13 protein-coding genes and 1 tRNA gene are annotated in these 17,257 nt (G+C 64.7%); 7 read left to right on the forward strand and 7 right to left on the reverse strand.

Going from position 1 to position 17,257, the window contains the following annotated elements:
- Nucleotides 1–52: 52 nt before the first annotated feature.
- Nucleotides 53–2,053, forward strand: coding sequence for a putative bifunctional diguanylate cyclase/phosphodiesterase (locus BM244_RS11045; RefSeq protein ID WP_093398900.1), 2,001 nt, complete (start codon nt 53–55; stop codon nt 2,051–2,053).
- Nucleotides 2,053–3,936, forward strand: a complete 1,884-nt coding sequence (locus BM244_RS11050; protein WP_254784378.1) for a sensor histidine kinase — start codon at nt 2,053–2,055, stop codon at nt 3,934–3,936. Before BM244_RS11045 ends, BM244_RS11050 begins: the two co-directional genes overlap by 1 nt.
- A gap of 21 nt (nt 3,937–3,957) precedes the next feature.
- Here BM244_RS11050 and dinB read toward each other — a convergent pair whose 3' ends face one another.
- Nucleotides 3,958–5,040, reverse strand: coding sequence for a DNA polymerase IV (gene dinB / locus BM244_RS11055; RefSeq protein WP_093398902.1), 1,083 nt, complete (start codon nt 5,038–5,040; stop codon nt 3,958–3,960).
- 100 nt (nt 5,041–5,140) lie between these two features.
- On the opposite strand from dinB, the gene BM244_RS11060 reads away from it, so the two are divergent.
- Complete coding sequence (locus BM244_RS11060; protein WP_093398903.1) at nt 5,141–6,568, forward strand: phospholipase D-like domain-containing protein; 1,428 nt, start codon at nt 5,141–5,143, stop codon at nt 6,566–6,568.
- 91 nt (nt 6,569–6,659) lie between these two features.
- Here the strand turns inward: BM244_RS11060 and ctrA are convergent, their stop codons facing one another.
- The 4 genes from ctrA to BM244_RS11080 form a co-directional block, all read right to left on the reverse strand.
- Entirely contained in the window at nt 6,660–7,361 is a 702-nt protein-coding gene (gene ctrA, locus BM244_RS11065; protein WP_093398904.1) for a response regulator transcription factor CtrA, read from the reverse strand.
- Nucleotides 7,362–7,513: 152 nt separating this feature from the next.
- Nucleotides 7,514–8,605 carry an AI-2E family transporter gene (locus BM244_RS11070; protein WP_093398905.1) on the reverse strand — a complete coding sequence of 364 codons (1,092 nt, stop codon included), beginning with the start codon at nt 8,603–8,605 and terminating at the stop codon, nt 7,514–7,516.
- Between the two features lie 389 nt (nt 8,606–8,994).
- Complete coding sequence (gene mqo, locus BM244_RS11075) at nt 8,995–10,716, reverse strand: malate dehydrogenase (quinone) (protein WP_254784379.1); 1,722 nt, start codon at nt 10,714–10,716, stop codon at nt 8,995–8,997.
- 248 nt (nt 10,717–10,964) lie between these two features.
- The gene (locus BM244_RS11080) at nt 10,965–11,870 is read right to left on the reverse strand and encodes a LysR family transcriptional regulator (protein WP_093398906.1); all 906 of its coding nucleotides are present in this window, start codon (nt 11,868–11,870) and stop codon (nt 10,965–10,967) included.
- A gap of 226 nt (nt 11,871–12,096) precedes the next feature.
- On the opposite strand from BM244_RS11080, the gene BM244_RS11085 reads away from it, so the two are divergent.
- A complete protein-coding gene (locus BM244_RS11085) occupies nt 12,097–12,816 on the forward strand; it encodes a pirin family protein (RefSeq protein WP_093398907.1) in 720 nt (239 codons plus the stop codon).
- A 209-nt stretch (nt 12,817–13,025) separates the two neighbouring features.
- Nucleotides 13,026–13,628: an NAD(P)H:quinone oxidoreductase gene (gene wrbA, locus BM244_RS11090; RefSeq protein ID WP_093398908.1), complete on the forward strand. Its 603-nt coding sequence runs from the start codon at nt 13,026–13,028 to the stop codon at nt 13,626–13,628.
- A gap of 54 nt (nt 13,629–13,682) precedes the next feature.
- Here wrbA and BM244_RS11095 read toward each other — a convergent pair whose 3' ends face one another.
- Complete coding sequence (locus BM244_RS11095; protein WP_254784380.1) at nt 13,683–14,768, reverse strand: metallophosphoesterase; 1,086 nt, start codon at nt 14,766–14,768, stop codon at nt 13,683–13,685.
- Nucleotides 14,769–15,065: 297 nt separating this feature from the next.
- A complete protein-coding gene (locus BM244_RS11100) occupies nt 15,066–15,305 on the reverse strand; it encodes a hypothetical protein (protein WP_093398910.1) in 240 nt (79 codons plus the stop codon).
- 381 nt (nt 15,306–15,686) lie between these two features.
- Between BM244_RS11100 and BM244_RS11105 the strand changes: the two genes are divergently transcribed.
- The gene (locus BM244_RS11105; protein WP_093398911.1) at nt 15,687–16,847 is read left to right on the forward strand and encodes a tyrosine-type recombinase/integrase; all 1,161 of its coding nucleotides are present in this window, start codon (nt 15,687–15,689) and stop codon (nt 16,845–16,847) included.
- Nucleotides 16,848–17,014: 167 nt separating this feature from the next.
- Nucleotides 17,015–17,090: transfer RNA gene (locus BM244_RS11110), tRNA-Val, on the forward strand.
- Nucleotides 17,091–17,257: the final 167 nt, after the last annotated feature.

Here is a 17,257-nt window from a genome sequence, read left to right on the forward strand (position 1 = left end):
GTACGCGATCGTCGGACGGCGAAGATTGTGCCCCTTCGAGGAGCGGTGTTTGATGCGCATTCTGATCGTGGACGACGAGCCTGCAATGCACGACAGCTACCGGCGCAGCTTTGCCGGACGGCATACGCAGCGTGGCGACGGCCTCGAGGCGATGGCGGACGAATTGTTCGGCGATGTCGGGCGCGCCGCGCCGGATGCCGCGCCAGACGCCACGCTGCAAGAATCGGGGGACGCCTCAAGGGACGTCGCGTTGAACGCCTCGGGGAGCCCCGCGGCGGACGAGGGCTATCCGGATTTCGCCTTGACCCACTGCGATCAGGGGCTCGACGCGGTTGCCACGGTCGAGACGGCGCTTGCCGAGGGCGCCCCCTTCGCAGTGGCCTTCATCGACGTACGAATGCCGCCGGGGATCGATGGCCGCGAGACCGCCAGGCGCATTCGCGCGATCGATCCCGAGATCAATTTCGTCATCGTGACGGGCTATTCGGAATTCTCGCCCGCCGAGATCAACAGGGTCGCAGGCCCGGCCGACAAGATCTTCTATATCGCCAAGCCGTTCGAGGTCGCCGAGGTTCTCCAGACCGCGACCGCGCTCGGCAAGCGCTGGGAGGTCGACCGCGAACTGGCCACGACGCGCGATCTCCTCGCCGCAAAAGTCGCGTTGCTCGAGGAACAGGGCGCGGAACTCGCGGCGAACGAGAGCCGCGCGCTACATCTGGCAACGCATGATTCGCTGACCGACGCCCCCAACCGGCTGGCTTTCCTCCGCGCGCTGGCGGAGCGGACCCGCGATGCCGGGTTGTTTGCGACGGTCATGATCGATCTCGATCGGTTCAAGCTGGTGAACGACACGCTCGGCCATCTTGCCGGCGATGCGCTGATCCGTGAGATCTGCGCGATCCTCAACCGGTCGACGCCCGCGGATGCGATGGTCGCCCGGCTTGGTGGTGACGAGTTCGGCATCCTGTTCGATACGTCCGGCGAGGATGCCGCGGTGATGGCCTGCGACCGCATTATCGCGGCGTGCTCGGTCAGCCTCCAGGTGTTCGGCAATTCGGTCCAGGGCGGTGCATCCGCAGGGCTGGTGGTGACGGAAGGCGGGCAGGGCAGCGATCCAATCGACGTGATGCGGCGCTCCGATCTCGCGCTCAACGATGCGAAGCGTGGCGGCCGCGGCATCGTCCGGCTGTTCGACGAGAGCATGGACGAGGGCATTCGTTTCCGGCGCCGGGTCGAGGGGGGGCTCGGCCGGGCGATCGCGAACGGGGAACTGAGCCTGGTCTACCAGCCGATCGTGTCGCGCGATGCGATCGAGGTCGTCGGGTTCGAGGCGCTGGTGCGCTGGAACACCACGCAATACGGCGCGATGAGCCCGGCGACCTTCGTGCCGATCGCCGAGGAATCGAACCTGATCCACGAACTCGGCGACTGGGTGCTCGGCGAAGCGCTCGCCGTCCTCAAGCAATGGCCGGGACAATATGTTTCCGTTAATTTCTCCCCCCGCCAGTTCCGCCGCCACAACTTCGTCGGTCATATCATGGAGAGTGTACAGCGCGCCGGCGTCGAGCCCACGCGACTCCAGATCGAGATCACCGAGACCGCGATCTTCGACGATGCCGAACGTGCGGCGGAAACGCTCTACAAGTTGCGCCAGATGGGCTTCCGGATCGCGCTCGACGATTTCGGTACGGGCTATTCGAGCCTCTACAACATCCGCAAGTTCGCGCTCGATTGCCTCAAGATCGACAAGTCGTTCATCGACGGCATGGCGCGCGAGCGTGAAAGTGCGGCTATCGTTCACTCGATCATCCATCTAGGCCGCGCTCTCGGTCTCGGGGTAATCGCAGAAGGGGTCGAGACCGAGGCGCAGGTCCAGGCGCTCCGCCTCGCCGGTGCAAGCCATATGCAGGGATATTTCTTCTCGCGACCGGTCGATGCCAAAGCCGCGAGAGCGATTGCACGGAGCCGCGATCTCGTGGGACGGGACGACGTGTCGACCGATGGCCCGAACGTGGGGCAACGCGTCGGCCGCGGTCTGGAACTGCGCCGCTGATGCCCACGACCGCCATGGGCCGCGTTCCGCCTCAGCTTGGACGGCAGTTCGGGCGAATGCGGACCCCGTCGTCGCTCGGCGTAAAATTGGTGCTCATCATGACAGCGGTCGGCCTGCTCGGTGCGATCGCGATCACGCTGCTGCTCGCAATCGTTATAACGCCCAGCTTCACCAAGCTCGAGGACAAAGCCATCGCCGCGCATGTCGAGCGGATGCGTGCCGCGCTGTCCGACTATGCCGGCAAGGTCGAACACGCCGTCCGCGACTACGGCGACTGGAACGACAGCTATGGATACATGGCGCATCCCGACACGGGGTTCGAACGCGCGAGCTTTTCGTTGCCTGCTTTGCGCAACATCGGTGTCGACGGGGTCGCCTATGTCGAGCCCGATGGAAAACTCGTCGCTGCTCGCTGGCGTGATCCGGTTAGCGGTGCGGAACGGGCCGATATGCGCAAGCAGATGACGCTGACGATCTCCCGCACGAACATCGCTCGGGTGCTGGCTGGGCGTAGTTCCGGGCACTTCTACGCGCGCCTCGGTGACGGCGTCGCGGCAATCGGCGTCGCCCAAGTCCGTCGGTCCGATGGCAGCGGCAACGCACGCGGCTATGTCCTGATGGCGCGCATGCTGACGGCGGCGCGAATATCGGCGCTGGCCGGGGTGAAAGCGCATGTCGATATTGTCGCGGGCGGCAAGGCCACCGTGGCGACGCCGAGTTCGTCCACACTGACGATCAGCGTTCCGATAACGGGCGCGGATGGGCTGGTTGTCGCCAGTACCCGGTTTAGCGTGCCGCGCGACGTCTCGCTGCTTGGTCGCCGCATGCTGTTGCTCGCTGTGATCGGCTCGACGTTGCTGTTGCTCTTGGTGCTGATCGTCTTACGGCGGATGATCGCACGGCTGGTGCTGCGCCCGCTGCGCCGGGTCGAGAGCCACATGCAACGCATCCGCATGTCGGGATCGCTTGCGATGCTCGAGGAGGATGGCCGCCGCGACGAGGTCGGCTCGCTCGGTCGCAACTTCAACGCGATGCTTCGGCAACTCAAGGATTTGCGTGAACAGATCGAACTCCAGTCGTTCGACCTGGGGCGCAGCGAGAGCGCAGTCGCTGTCATGCATAACGTGCGTAACGCGTTGAACCCGATCAGCACGATCCTCAGTCAGGGGATCGCCCATGTACCGCCGGTCGACCGTGCGACGATCGATCGCGCGATCGCCGAACTCGCCCAGCATGACGTGCCCGATGCGCGCCGTCGAAAGCTTGCCGCGTTCGTCACCGCTGCGTTTGATACCGAGGCGATCAGCCGGGATGCGATCCGTCGCGAGTTTTTGGTCGGTCGCGAGGCGATGGCGGACGTTTTGGAGATCATCGGCCAGCAGCAAAGGGCGGCGTACGAGCGACCGGCGCTGACGATATGCGACATCTCCGAGATTATCGCCCGGAACGCGACGATCATGCGGTATGCGGAGGGCGCATCGATCGCGTTCAGTTTCCCGGCCGGCCCCAATCTGGTGCGTGCGAACCGCGTCATACTGAGCCAGGTGATCGGCAATCTGTTTGGCAATGCGACGGAGTCGATCGCTGCCCGCGGCACCGGCAGCGGTTCGATCGCGACTCTGATTACGCAGGCCGATGGCCGCGTTACGATCCAGATCCGCGACGATGGCGAAGGCTTCTCTCCCAAGGCTGCCGCGATGCTGTTCCAGCGCGGATTTTCGACGCGCGCACACAAGTCGGGCGGGCTGGGGCTGCACTGGTGCGCTAATTCGATGGTCGCGATGAAGGGCGCGCTGCGGCTCGAAAGTGACGGGCCGGGACGTGGCGCGGTCGCGATCCTGACCCTGGATACGGGTGACCCCATAGTGTCCCAAGCGTCATAGCACTTGGCCGCTCGGGACAGGTCACAACAGGCTGGGCTGAGCCTCCTCCTCGTCGCCCATGATCCCCGACAGCGTCAGACCAAGCAAGCGCACGCCGTCGGGCACGGGCAGTTGCGCCATCAACAGTTCCAGTCCCGCCGTGAGAAACGCCGCCTTGTCAGTCACCGCAACCTGCGACGAACGGGCGCGCGTGATCGTGCGGAAATCGGCGTGGCGGAGTTTCAGCGTAACCGTGCGGCCGCGGGTGCCGTGCCGTTCGATTCGCACCCATGCGGCATCCGCGACGCGGTGCAGCGCTGCGCGCAGGTCTTCTGCGGTGCTGAGATTGGTCTCGAACGTTCGCTCCGCGCCAACCGACTTGGCGGCGCGATTGACCCGTACCGGGCGGTCGTCGATGCCGCGTGCGGCCCGGTACAGATACTCCGCATAGCTGCCGAAATGCGCTTGGAGGAACGCGAGGCTCTGGCCGAACAGGTCGGCGCCGGTGAGAATGCCGAGCCGTTCCATCTTCTGCGCAGTCACCGGCCCGACACCGTGGAACCGCTTGACCGGGAGCGACTGTACGAACGCCGCCCCGCGTTTGGGGGTGATGATGCAGATCCCGTTGGGCTTGTTCTGGTCGGAGGCGAGCTTGGCGATGAACTTGTTGTAGCTGACCCCGGCGGACGCGGTGAGGCCGGTATCCGCCTTGATCCGCGCGCGGATTTCCTCGGCGATCGCTGCCGCGGTGCCCAGTCCGCGAATGTCCTCGGTAACGTCGAGATACGCCTCGTCGAGCGACAGTGGCTCGATCAGGTCAGTATAGTCGGCGAAGATCACGCGGATCCGGTCGGACACTTCACGGTACACGTCGAACCGTGGCGGCACGAACACCAGGTCGGGGCAACGCCGGATCGCGGTGACCGACGGCATTGCGCTGCGTACCCCGAACGCGCGCGCCTCGTAGCTGGCCGCCGCCACCACGCCGCGCGCGCGGGATCCGCCGACCGCCACCGGCCTGCCCCTGAGCGAAGGGTCGTCGCGCTGCTCTACCGATGCGTAGAAGGCGTCCATGTCGACATGGATCACCTTGCGCTGGGCGGGGGGCTGGGTAGGAGGAAGCATCAGCGCGTTAGATAGGCGTGCGGGGGGCGGCGATACAGGGTGCATCCGCAACCAATCGCGCGGCTATGGGTACTGCCGACAGGCATACGAAGGGACGCGAATGCAGGTCGGGACGGAATGCTGGCGGGTCGAACGCGCCGAACAGATGGCGGTGATCGTTGATGCGGAGAAGTATTTCCGTACCGCCCGCATCGCCATGATGGGCGCCAAGCGCCGTATTCTTCTGATCGGGTGGGATTTCGACGCCCGCATCCAGCTCGAACCCGGCATCGACCGGCCCGGCGAGCCAAAGACGTTGGGCGAATTCATGCTGTGGTTGGTCGAGCGCGAACCGGGTCTGGAAATTTTTGTGCTGCGCTGGGATACCGGCGCAATCAAGTCGCTGTTCCGTGGCTCGACGATCTTGACGATGATGAAATGGATGAAGCACAAGCGCATCCATACCAAGCTCGACGGGCATCATCCGACGGCGGCGTCGCATCACCAAAAGATCGTCATCATCGACGACGCGCTGGCGTTCTGCGGCGGTATCGACATGACCGGCGACCGCTGGGACACGCGCGATCACGCGGATAGCGATCCGCACCGTATCCAGCCGTCGGGCAAGCCGTACAAGCCATGGCACGACGCGATCAGCGCTGTGCAGGGGCCGGTCGCGCACGCGCTAGGCGAGTTGTTTCGTAGGCGTTGGCACTTGGCCGGTGGGATGAACATGCCGGCGGGCGAACCCGGCGGTAAATTCTGGCCGGAGGGGCTCGAAGTCGATTTCAGGGACGTCGACGTCGCGATCGCGCGCAGCGAGCCGGAGATGTCCGATCAGGAACCGGTGTACGAAAGCGAGGCGCTGTTCCTCGGCCAGATCGCGCGCGCCAAGAAGCACCTCTACATCGAGAGCCAGTATTTCGCCTCGCGCAAGATCGCCGAGGCCGTTGCGAAGCGTCTCGATGAAGCGGACGGCCCCGAGATCGTCATCATCAACCCGACCAAAGCGCAGGGGTGGCTGGAGCCCATCGCGATGGACACCGCGCGTGCACGGCTGATGGAGGCGCTGCACCGGCGTGACAAGCGTCAGCGGTTGCGGATGTATCATCCGTTCACTAAGGGCGGCGAGGCGATCTATTGCCACGCCAAGATCCTGATCGCCGACGAGGACGTGTTCCGGCTCGGCTCGTCCAATATGAACAATCGATCGTTGCGGCTCGATACCGAGTGCGATCTCGCGATCCGTGCGAGCGACGATGCGACGTCGAAGGGCATCGCGGCCATTCGCGACGGGCTGATCGCGGAGCATCTGGGGGTCGAGGTGCGGGTGGTGAGCGATCTGATCGCCGAGACGGGGTCGCTGATCGAGACGATCGAGCGGCTGCGCGGCGAGGGCAAGACGGTGCAGCCCTATGAAGTGCCGGACCTGACATCGGTCGAGGAATGGCTGGCGGACAATGAAGTGCTCGATCCCGAAGGTCCCGAGGAAATGTTCGAGTCGCTGAGCAAGCGCGGCCTGTTCCGCCGACTTCGGCGCAAGAAATAGGTTACGATCGACAACAGCCACCGCAGCGACGGAAAAAGGCCGCGGCACCCCCCGGTACCGCGGCCTTGAGCGCTCCCGAAATACTGGGGAGTTACGCGACCTGGGCTTCGAGCGCTTCGTCGGGTTCGCGCAGCACATAGCCGCGACCCCAGACGGTCTCGATGTAATTCTCGCCATCGCACGCCAGGCTGAGCTTCTTGCGGAGCTTGCAGATGAACACGTCGATAATCTTCAACTCGGGCTCGTCCATCCCGCCATACAGGTGGTTGAGGAACATTTCCTTGGTCAGGGTGGTGCCCTTGCGGAGCGACAGAAGCTCCAGCATCGCATATTCCTTGCCCGTCAGGTGGACGCGGCTGCCATCGACTTCGACCGTCTTCGCGTCGAGGTTCACAGCGAGCTTGCCGGTGCGGATGACCGACTGGCTGTGACCCTTGGAGCGGCGGACGACGGCGTGGATGCGCGCGACCAGTTCCTCGCGGTGGAACGGCTTGGTGACGTAGTCGTCGGCACCGAAGCCGAAGCTGCGGACCTTCGAATCCATCTCATTGACGCCCGACAGGATCAGCACCGGCGTCGACACGCGGGCGACCCGCAGGCGCTTGAGCACGTCGTAGCCGTGCATGTCGGGCAGGTTGAGGTCGAGCAGGATGATGTCGTAATCATACAGCTTGCCCAGATCGAGGCCTTCCTCCCCGAGATCGGTGATGTAGACGTTGAACCCTTCGGTCGTCAGCATCAGCTCGATAGCCTTGGCCGTCGTCGGCTCGTCCTCGATCAGCAGCACTCGCATGCGTCGTCCCCTGTTCGCGAGACCGCCCGACACCCCATGCCAGCAGCTCGACTTCGATTCATTAACCACACAACATCTGAAGGCAAAAGGTTAATTTCGGACTAAGCTTCATGGCCGGGACCGTTGCCGGGCACGCTGAGACCCTGATTTCCTTACAACTTGTTATCGGACGACGGCAGTGTCAGGTCGGGCCCGAGCAGCGTTCGATGCAACGTCTTGGGAATATCCTCGCCCAGAACCTCCCGCAGATACAGGCTGCGGACGAGTGTGAAGATGACCACCAGCAGTGCGGCCGAAAAGAACAGTCCGAACAGGCCGAAGATCGTGCCGATCCCTATGATCGCAAAGACAGTGATCGCGGGCGGGATCGAGATCACGCGGTTCTGCACGTAGGGCGTGATGAAATTGGTCTGGACGAGCCGCACGACCGCGTAGGTGACGAGCGTGCCGACGATCGAGGACGTCCCCTTCGTCGCGGCGAGCCCGAGCGCGGGGATCATTGCCGCGGTCGGCCCGATATACGGAATGAATTCCGATAACCCGGCGAGTAGCCCGAGCGCGGCGGCGCTGGGGACGCCCGATAGCCACAACCCGATCCCGACCAGAATGCCCATCGTCGTCATCAGGATCAATGACGAGCCCAACCAAAGCCGCAGCGTCGAGCCGACGTCGAACAGCGCGTCCTCGACCGCGGCACGCTTCGACCGCGGGATCAGCAACAGGAAACCGCGTTCGTACACTTTCGGATCCGCGGCGAAGAACAGCGCGCCGACCAGCAGCAACAGGCAGTTGAGCACGAGTTCGCCCGCACCGGTCACGAGTCCGCCGACGTCCTGCGCGACCTTCGACCCGGCATAGGCCTGCTGCACCGCGTCGACGAGTTTCGCGCCGACCGCGCTTTGCGAGAGATACGCGGCGAGCTGGTCGAGCAACGCCGGCGTCTGGGCGATCAGCAAGTTGACCTGGCTGCGGAACTGCACGCCGAACAGCCAGACCAGGAACGCGATGATGCCGAGTACGGTGGCGATGCCGAGGCCTAGCGCCGGCTTGCGTGGAACGCGGAGATGGTCGCGGTAGAGATCGGCGATCGCGTGGATGACGATCGCGCCGAGCATCGATCCGAAGGCGAGGATGAGAAGGTCACCGGCTTTGTAGAGCGCGGCGACTATCGCGACGATCACGATCGTGAGCACGACGCGGCGAATGAAGCGCGAATCGTCCGCGTCGGGGGCGAGGCGGTTCATGCGGACGCGGGCCGCGCGAGAGGCGTCGTACGAGGCGAAACAGAGTGAAGTATAGAAAGTATAGACGCTGGGAGACTTTGTGCACATCGCGTTCGATCGCTGAACGCGGGCATCTCGCCGTCAGTTTGGCGCTGCAGGGTTTGGAAGGTCGGATCGCTCATCGGTCGACCGTGCCAGATCGCCACGGTGTAGGACAGCCGTTCCAAGGACTTAAGGTGCGTTCCCGAAGTAACGTGGGCCAATCCTCCCCCGCCAGGGGGAGGTGTCGCCGAAGGTGACGGAGGGGGAGGACACGCAACGGCAGTCATCGCCTGCCTCCCCCTCCGTCTGGCAAGTGCCAGCCACCTCCCCCTGGCGGGGGAGGATTGTAGAATAGCCGTCGTTCGAGCTTACAGCGCGAGGTCGGGGCTGCGGTCTGGCTTTACGCGCATGGCCGCGGGGCGTGGGCCGGCTGCGACGCCGACTGTGGGCGAGGGAATGGCGAGCTGCAGCATGTCCGCGGTCGAGGCCCAATGTTCGGCGAGGACGTCCGGCGTCTCGTTGAGCATCACGCCGTAGGTTGGGACGATTTCGCGGATCTTCGCCTGCCACCCGGCGGTCGCGAGGTGGTTCGGGAACACCTTCTTCAACAGGTTGAGCATGATCGACGGCGCGGTCGAGGCACCCGGCGAGGCGCCGAGCAGCGCGGCGATCGAGCCGTCCTTCGACGCGACGATCTCGGTGCCGAGACGCAGCACGCCGCCCTTGTCCGGATCGCGCTTGATGATCTGGACGCGCTGGCCCGCCTGCCACAGGCGCCAGTCGGCGTCCTTCGCGCCCGGGAAATACTCGCGCAGGGCATCCATCCGATCGCTGTCCGACATGATGAGCTGGCCCGCGAGATATTCGACGAGGTCGAAATCATCCCAGCCGACCGCCAGCATCGGCCGGAAATTGTCGAGCGTGACCGACGCCGGAAGATCAAAATACGAGCCTTCCTTGAGGAATTTGGTCGAGAAGGTCGCGAACGGGCCGAACAACAGCGCCTGCTTGCCGTCGAGGAAGCGCGTGTCGAGATGCGGCACGGACATCGGCGGCGAGCCGACGGCTGCCTTGCCGTAGACCTTGGCGAGATGGCGGTGCGTGATTGCGGGCTTGTCCGCGACCAGGAACGAGCCGCCGACCGGGAAGCCGGCATAGTCGTCGGCCTCGGGGATGCCCGACTTCTGCAGGATCGGCAGCGCGCCGCCGCCGGCGCCCGCGAACACGAAGCGTGCCTTGATGACCTGTTTCTCGTCGGTCTTCATGTCGCGCGCGGTGACGCGCCAGCGCGCCTTCTTGCCGCCGATCGTCTCGCGTTCGAGCGAGCGGACCTCGTGGCCCGTGGTCAGCGTGAAATTGTCCTGCTTGGCGAGCGACGCGATGTACTGGCGCGTGACCTCGCCCCAGTCGCAATCGGTGCCGAGCGGCGAGCGCGTCGCGGCGAGCTTCGTGCCGGGCGCGCGGCCTTCCATCATCACCGGCACCCACTGCGAGATCTGCTTCGGGTCGGTGGTGAATTCCATCCCCGAGAAGAGCGGGCTCGCCTGGAGCGCGGCGTGGCGCTTTTGCAGGAAGGCGACGTTGGCATCGCCCCACACCAAATTCATGTGCGGCGTCGAATTGATGAACGAGCGCGGGTTGGCGAGGATGCCGGTATCGACCTGGTGGCTGAGGAACTGGCGCGTGACCTGGAACTGCTCGTTGATCTCGACCGCCTTGGCGATCTCGACCTTGCCGTCAGCCTTGTTGACCGGCGTATAGTTCAGTTCGCACAGCGCGGAGTGGCCGGTGCCGGCGTTGTTCCAGCCGTTCGAGCTTTCGTCGGCGACCTTGTCGAGGCGTTCGACCATCTCGATCGTCCAGGTCGGCTCGAGCTCGCGCAGCAGGACGGCGAGCGTCGCGCTCATGATGCCGCCGCCGATCAGCAGGACGTCGACGGTGCGCTCGGTGTTCGCGGCGTCGGCGTGTGCGATCGGCAACGCGGCCGCACCGCCGGCGACGATCGCCGAGCCGAGCAGGTTGCGCCGCGTTACGCCGGTACGGAGGTTCGGGGAGTTCACGTCGTCGTTAGCGTCACGCCGCATGGTCATGCCTTTTCGTTTCGGCATGGTCCGCTGTCCCGACACAGGCCGAGGACGACGAGAATCCATAACCGGATTATCGGGTCAGCCACGCGGGAATCACGGAATCGATACACGAACTACCGACTGAGCGCGGCCGCTGCTCAAAGTCCTCATCCCGGTATCGGGTGTCGTTGGGATCGCGCTGGGTTGCAAACTCGAGCAGCTATCCAGCCTCTTACATGGCATCCGGCCCGGTTTTGCGCAAGGTCGCCGCTTTACGCTTGCCCTGCGTTCGGATCGCGGAGCCGCGCGGCGAGGAAGTCTATCAGCGCCTCGACGCGGGCCGGGCGGAGGGGGCTCGGCGGGGTGAGAAGATGGAGGCCGATCTTGGCGGGTGCCCAGTCCTCCAGGATGATGACGAGTGCGCCGGATGCGATATGCCGGTCGACGATGAAGTCGGGGAGGCGCGCGATTCCGAGACCGGCGATCAGCGCGGGGACGATCGCCTCGCCGCTGTTGGCGGTGAGCTGGCCCTGCAGGCGGACCGAGACGTCGGCGCCGCCGGGGCCATGGAAGCGCCACGGGCCAACGACGTTCGAATAGCCGACCAACTGGTGCTCGCCGAGCTGTGCCGGGTGCGTCGGGGTGCCGTGCTTGGCGAGGTAGCTGGGTGCGGCGACGGTGTGCGCCTGGATGCTGCACAGGCGGCGGGCGCGGAGCGAGCTGTCGGGGAGCTCGGCGATCCGCAGCGCGACGTCGAAGCCTTCCGCGACGATGTCGACGCGGGCGTCGGACAAGTGGAAGTCGACCTCGATCCCCGGGTGCGCGACGAGGAACTCGGCGAGAATGGGTGCGACGTTGGTGACACCGAAGCTCATCGGTGCGGCGAGGCGGACGCGGCCGGTATGCGCGCTGGCGGCGTCGTGCGCGGATTCCTCGGCCGCGCGGGCTTCGGCGAGGATGCGCGCGGCGTGCTCGGCGAGCGGCTTGCCGGCTTCGGTGAGTGCGAGGCGGCGCGAGGTGCGGTGGAAGAGCGACTGGCCGAGATGCGCTTCGAGGCGGGTGATCGCCTTCGACACGGTCGCCTTGCTGAGCCCGACCGCGTCGGCGGCGGCGCTGAACGAGCGGTGCTCGACGACGCTGGCGAAGATCGCCCAGGCTTCGAGATCGGGCAGGCGCATGGGGGGGGCTCCAGATCTTCCCCCCTCCCTGGAAGGGAGGGGCTGGGGGTGGGTCGCTATCGAGGGAAAGTCGCGTTCGCCAAGCGGCCGACCCACCCCCAACCCCTCCCTTTCAGGGAGGGGAGCAAGAGCGCGTACATTACCCACCGAAACGATCGGTTTCCAGCGTTTCTATTTACGACGTAATCGCAGCGCCTATCTTGGGGTCAACCAGTGGAGACCTATCATGACGACCACGACCCTTTCCAAAGTCGAACGCCGCCCCTTCGAGAGCCTCGGCCATGCCAATCATGGCTGGCTCAATGCGCGGCATCATTTCTCGTTCGCGAACTATTACGATCGGGCCCGGATGGGCTGGGGCGCTATCCGCGTCTGGAACGACGATCAGATCGCCGCGAACTCGGGCTTCCCGCCGCATGCGCACAGCGACATGGAGATCATCACCTATGTCCGCAGCGGGGCGATCACGCATGAGGATTCGCTCGGCAACAAGGGCCGTACCGAGGCCGGTGACGTCCAGGTGATGAGCGCGGGTACCGGCGTGCGGCATGCCGAGTATAATCTCGAGCCGGAGACGACGACGATCTTCCAGATCTGGATCGAGCCCTCGCGGAAAGGTGGCTCGCCGAGCTGGGGTGCCAAGCCGTTTCCGAAAGGCGAGCGCTCTGGGCAGTTCGTGACGCTGGCCAGCGGGTTCGACGGTGACGGCGATGCGCTGCCGATCCGGGCGAATGCGCGGGTGCTGGCGGCGACGCTGAAGGCTGGCGACAGCGTCGACTATGCGGTCGGCGAAGGGCGCCACGTGTATCTGGTGCCGGCGACCGGAGCGATCACGATTGGCGACGACGTTTTTGCCGCACGCGACGGAGCGGCGCTGACGGGCGGCCAGACGGTGACGATCACGGCTCAAGAGGACGCCGAGATCGTTCTGGTGGACTCGGAGTAAGCTTCTTTCCCCTCCCGCAAGCGGGAGGGGGCAGGGGGTGGGCTCGCGCTCACCTCCGCCGTGACCATCGTTGAAGATACGCGCTTCGATCCGGCGCGCTTGCCGAAGCCGGGTGCCCACCCCCCAGCCCCCTCCCGCAAGCGGGAGGGGGAGCCTAGAAGAAACGCCCCCTCCCGCTCGCGGGAGGGGGAGCCAAGAAGGAAATGCCCATGACCAAGGTTCTCGTGCTCTATTACTCGTCCTACGGTCATATCGAGCAGATGGCGGACGCCGTGGCCGAAGGCGCGCGCGCCGGTGGGGCCGAGGTGGACATCCGCCGCGTCACCGAAACCGCCCCGCAGGCGGTGATCGAGGCCGCGCACTTCAAGACCGACACCGCGCATGCCGAGATCGAGGGCCCCGCCGCGCTCGAGCAGTATGACGCGATCATCGTCGGTGCGCCGACCCGCTTCGGCCGGATGCCCGCGCAGATGGCGCAGTTCTGGGATACGACCGGCGGCCAGTGGTTCTCGGGCGCGCTGATCGGCAAGGTCGGCGGTGCGTTCACTTCGACCGCGAGCCAGCATGGCGGCCAGGAAACGACGTTGTTCTCGATCATCACCAACCTGATCCATCACGGCATGACGATCGTCGGGCTCGACTATGGCTTCCAGGCGCAGATGGGCGTCGACGTGGTCAAGGGCGGCTCGCCTTACGGCGCGACGACGATCTCGGACGGCGACGGCAGCCGGATGCCGAGCAAGGAAGAACTCGATGGCGCGCGCTACCAGGGCAAGCGGATCGCCGAGACGGCGGCCAAGCTGAAGGGCTGAGCCGCGAAGGATCGCCGGGATCGACGTGCAGGTGTCGGTCCCGGCGATGGCCAATTACTGCGCGGCGTGGAGCGTGATCCGGGTCAGTTCTGATGGCCTGCCGAGCCGCAGCGCGAAGCCTGGCCACAGGGCCGTGCCGTTGCTGACGTACAGCGTCATGCCGTCGACCGCATAGCGCCCCGAGACGAACCCGCCATTGGCCGGCGCGACCAGCCGGTCCATTCCGGCGATCATGCCGCCATGCGTATGCCCCGACAATTGCAGCGCGACGCCGTGCGCGGCCGCCTGTCGCGCCTGCCTCGGCTGATGATCGAGCAGCACGATCGGCACGTCGGGAGGTGCGCCGGCAAGCGCGGCGGTCAGGTCCGGTCCCGGCTGGCCCGCGCCCGGTGCCGACAGGTCGGTGACACCGGCGAGCACCAGCCGGCCATCGCCGCGCGCCAGCACGGCGTGCGCGTTCGGCAACATCTTGAAGCCCAGCTCGGAGAGATGGCGCATCCAGGCCGGATATTCGAAGAAATATTCGTGGTTGCCGGGGATGGCATAGAGCCCGTCGGGCGCGTGCAGATCGCGTAAAGGTGCGACGTCGCGGCGGCGCATCGCGACCGAGCCGTCGATGAAGTCGCCGGTGACGACGATCAGGTCGGCGCCCGCCGCATTGGCGCGCTCGACCAGCTGGCGAGTCCAGCGCTCGGGAAACAACCGGCTGATGTGCAGGTCGGTCAATTGCAGGATTCGATAGCCCTCGAACTGCGGCGGCAGGCCGTCGATCGCGACCGCGACGTCCTCGATCGGCGGCACGCGCACCGCGTTGCCGACGCCGATCGCGGCCAGCACCGCGGCCACGCCGCCGATCGCATAGCGGACGCCGTCGGGAACGCCCCCGCCAGCGGTCCTGCGCACGAGCATCGTCGCCAGTGTTCCGACGTCCAGCAGTATCTGCAGGACGGCCAGCAACACGATCGCGCCGAACGCCCAGTTGAACGCGACGACGACCGCGCGCGGAAACTCAGGCGCGAATATCGAGCCCGACGACAGGCGACTCCAGAAATGGAACTGCGATGCCGCGAGCAGCGCGAGGCCGACGCAGACCTTGATCCAGAACGGCAGCGACAGCGGCGAAAGCCAGCGCGCGATCACGATCAGGCAGGGCGTCGCGAAGATGAGGTTGAATATCGTCGGTCTCCGGCGGAACTGCGGCAGGGAAAGCCCGACCGGCAGCCCTCATACCGGGCCGTGTCGTCGCGCGACAGGCCTGGATCGCGCTGGGGTCACCGACGTACGACCGCATGCAATTGACGCGCGACGGTTACGACATCGGGCCCAGACACAACAAAGGGAGCCGGAGCCCCCTTTGGAACGCTGCTGCGTTCATTCGGTCGGTATCGCGTGCGTCTTGGGAACGAGGGCACGACACCGGACGAATTCGATGTGCTCCTAGTTGCTGTCGGCGTCGTCGTCCTTGTCGGCGACGATGTAGATGCCGAGACCGACGGCGACAGCCGCCAGGATGAACACGATGACGCCGCCGCCGCGACGACCGGCGAGGTCGCTGCTGCTGGTCGTGGGTGCGCCTGCGCGTACCGACATCGTCGTTGCCGCAGAGGTGGGAGCAGCGGCCACGGGGGCTGCTACGAGGGCCGTGGCGGCCAGTGCCGCAAGATACTTAGAGTTCATGGACTACCTTCCAATTGTTCAGCGTCATGATACTGAAAATGAACGGTATTTCATGTTGGAATCTGCACTAGTGCGCCAGTATTTTGCACCAGTCGCCAGCGTCAGCATGCTGCGTTCGGTCAGGCGCTGACCCGTCGTTCGCGCAACCACGCCAGTCTTCGAGGCAGACTACATCTGCAGTGTGCGAAGATGAAAGCTTGGTGCACCCGACTGGATTCGAACCAGTGGCCTCTGCCTTCGGAGTGCAGAGAAACGGGTGTTTTTGGGATTTCCTGAAACTGCTAAGTCACTATAAGATATTGATTTTCACTCCCGCATGGTCCACCAGTTTCCCACTATGTTTTCCGTACTTTTTCCGTACGGAATTAGCGGGAGGCCGGCATGGCGCTGGACTTGAGCAAAGTGAAAGAGCGGGAGGCGCTTCGCAGCAAGCGCGAGCCGTACTGGCAGAGGATCCGGCCAGGCTGCTTCCTCGGTTATCGACCCGCGGCGCGAGAAGGGGCGGGGACCTGGATCGCTCGTGCTTATGATGAGGACCAACGCTGCTATCGCTTGAAGGCCCTCGGCGACTTCGGCGCGCTACCAGGCCGTGAGCGGTTTGCCGACGCCAAGAGGGAGGCGGAGGCCTTCGCCGCATTGATAGAAGCGGGGGGGCATATTGAGGAAAAGCTTGAAACGGTAGAGCAAGCGTGTCGCCGCTATGCAGAGTCGCATCCCGACGCGGCAGGCCGCTTCAGGCGGCATATCTATTCCGATCCCGTTGCTAAAATAAAACTGGCTAGGCTTCGGCGGCATCATTTGCGCGGATGGCGCAAGCGCCTGGAAGAAAAGCCGGCGTTGGTCTCTCGGAGCAAAAAGGGGCCGCAGGTTACCCGAGATCGCGCGCTCTCCTCAATTAACCGGGACATGGCGATGTTCCGCGCGGCGTTAAATAAGGTACTCGCGCCCGGCACGCCTAATACCGAAGCTGCGTGGCAAGAAGCACTGAAGGCTATCCGAAATGCTGACCGGCAACGGACGCTCTTTCTGGATCGCGACCAGCGGCGCGCGCTCCTGAGACACGTTGCCCCGGAGGCCGAACCCTTCGTGCGGGCGCTTTGCCTGCTGCCGCTTCGGCCGGGGGCCGTAGCCAGCCTGATCGCCGGCAATTTCGACATGCGGACATCGGAGCTGACCATCGGCAAGGACAAGAGTGGCAAGCCTCGTCGGATCCTTATACCAACCGCTGCCGCCATGTTTTTTGCCGTGCAGGCAAAGGGAAAACTCCCCGATGCTCCGTTATTGGCGCGTTCCAACGGCGAGCCGTGGGACAAGGAATCGTGGAAGAGGCCAATTGCTGAAGCGGTCCTTGCTGCCAAGTTGCCATCCGGAACGACCGCTTACACGCTTCGGCATAGTACGATCACCGATCTCGTGAATGGCGGCTTGCCGCTGCTTGCCGTGGCACAGATCAGCGACACGAGCGCGGAAATGATCGAAAGGCATTACGGCCATCTTGGTCGGCATGCGGCCGCGGAGGCGTTATCCGGTCTTGCTTTATGAAGGCGCCAAGGACCAACAAGTAGTTACTGCGCCTTCGGCCGATCGTCCAGGAGGTCTACCCTGCTGGTCTTACCGCAGACCTAGGGTCTCATTTTGCTCTCACCCGGAACCGATCCTTTTCGCTTGCACCGTTTGCCGGACCTAGGCATTGGATGCCCTCCCGAGAGGGGCGATTAGCTCAGTTGGTAGAGCGTCTCGTTTACACCGAGAATGTCGGCGGTTCGAGCCCGTCATCGCCCACCAATATCCCAGCGATGTTAATGGTGTGCGGACGAACAGAGTTTGCGGCTACATCTGATGGCCCGCTTTCGGCAGCGATCCGGTTAACCGTTGCCTGATCCCTTTGGCCGAATTGTGCGAATGGGCACCTGAACCTGCCAATCTTGACGGCGGCAAGAAGCCGATCAAGG

It is taken from the genome of Sphingomonas sp. OK281 (assembly GCF_900115295.1).
Lineage (GTDB): Bacteria > Pseudomonadota > Alphaproteobacteria > Sphingomonadales > Sphingomonadaceae > Sphingomonas.